Source organism: Actinomadura sp. RB99 (assembly GCF_014706005.1).
Classification (GTDB): Bacteria; Actinomycetota; Actinomycetes; order Streptosporangiales; family Streptosporangiaceae; genus Spirillospora.
In genome coordinates this window covers 1-1,215 of the sequence record NZ_JABMCA010000178.1, presented here as the reverse complement: position 1 = coordinate 1,215, position 1,215 = coordinate 1, and the positions used below count along the sequence as shown (strand labels likewise).

At 70.9% G+C, this 1,215-nt stretch carries 1 protein-coding gene; it reads right to left on the bottom strand.

Annotated elements, in window-relative coordinates; all coding sequences use genetic code 11:
- Positions 1 to 402 precede the first annotated feature (402 nt).
- Positions 403 to 1,215 (bottom strand): HNH endonuclease signature motif containing protein (locus tag amrb99_RS49425; protein ID WP_190869028.1); only part of this gene is annotated, 813 nt, incomplete at its 5' end.

The window sequence follows — 1,215 nt, the reverse complement described above, 5'->3', positions numbered from 1 at the left end:
GAACGGGTGGGCCGGGGCCTCCGCTAAGCGCCGTCTGGAGAGGACAGGCGCAGCCGGTGCGGAAAGGTCGCCTGTGGTGTGGGCACGCCAGGGCCGCCGGTCATGGGGTGGATGCGGGAGGAGCGGTGCAAGGGGTGGCCGGATGTGGTGTTGCTGGGTGTGGTGTTGCCGAGGGTGGGTGGTGACGCGGTCCAGTCCGGGGGCGGTGTGGGCGGGTCGGTCTGTTGAGCGGTGTAGTGGGCGGTTGGGGCGGTCTCCGAAGGGTTGTCTGGTGGTGGGGCATACGCAGCCGGTGTGAGGCGGTCGCGTGACGTGTGGGCATGCCGGGGCCGCCCGTCATCGGGTGGATGCGGGCGGACCGGCACAGGGCATGGCCGTGTGCAGTGTTGCGGTGGTGGGTGGTTATGCGGCCCAGTCGAGGGCCGAGTCGGGTGGGTCGATGCTGCCTGGTGGTCCAGCCCCGGTCGCGGACCCTCTGGCGTCGGCCGGTGGCAGCAGCCGGTACACGTACCGCCCGTCCCGATCCTTGGTGATCTGGACCTGGTCGGGGCGACTGTGCTTGAAGCGGTTATGCCATCCGCAGGTGAGTGCGAGTTGGTCGATGTCGGTGGGCGATCGTCCGAGCGCCCATCCGTGGACGTGGTCGACCTCGCACAGTGTCCCGGGCACTTCGCAGCCCCGCACCGCGCACGAGGGGTAGAGCGTCTCCAGGACTTGGCGTTGTGCTGCGGAGGCGAACCGTTCCCGGTAGCCGAGGTACAGCGGGGTGTTCCCGCGCCCCAGGAGCAGCGGTGACACTCCGGCGGCCAGTGCGATGCGGCGGGCTTGTGCGGCGGGGATGGGGGTGCCGTCGGTGAGGCGGGCCGGGGCGTTGCCGCCGGTCAGCGTCTCCAGGTCGCAGATCACGGTGACCTTGGACGCCTTGTGGCCACCCGACAGCACGCTCGACAGCGCCGCCGCCGTCCGCTCGGCGAGGTCACGACGGTCGTCGGGCCCGGCCGGCTTGGCCAGCGGAGCCAGGGTGCCGTCCCAGATGGCGGCGTCTTCGGGGTTCAGCCAGCCCTTGACGTACCGGCCGCCGTCCAAGGAACGCGTGGTCGTTAGCCAGGACTTGTCGTAGCCGCGCTTGGTGTCCTCGTCGGGGGCTTCTTCTGTGTCGTCGCGTTCGGCGATGAGGTCGCGGATGCGGCGGCCGAACGCGGCGACCTTCCCGGC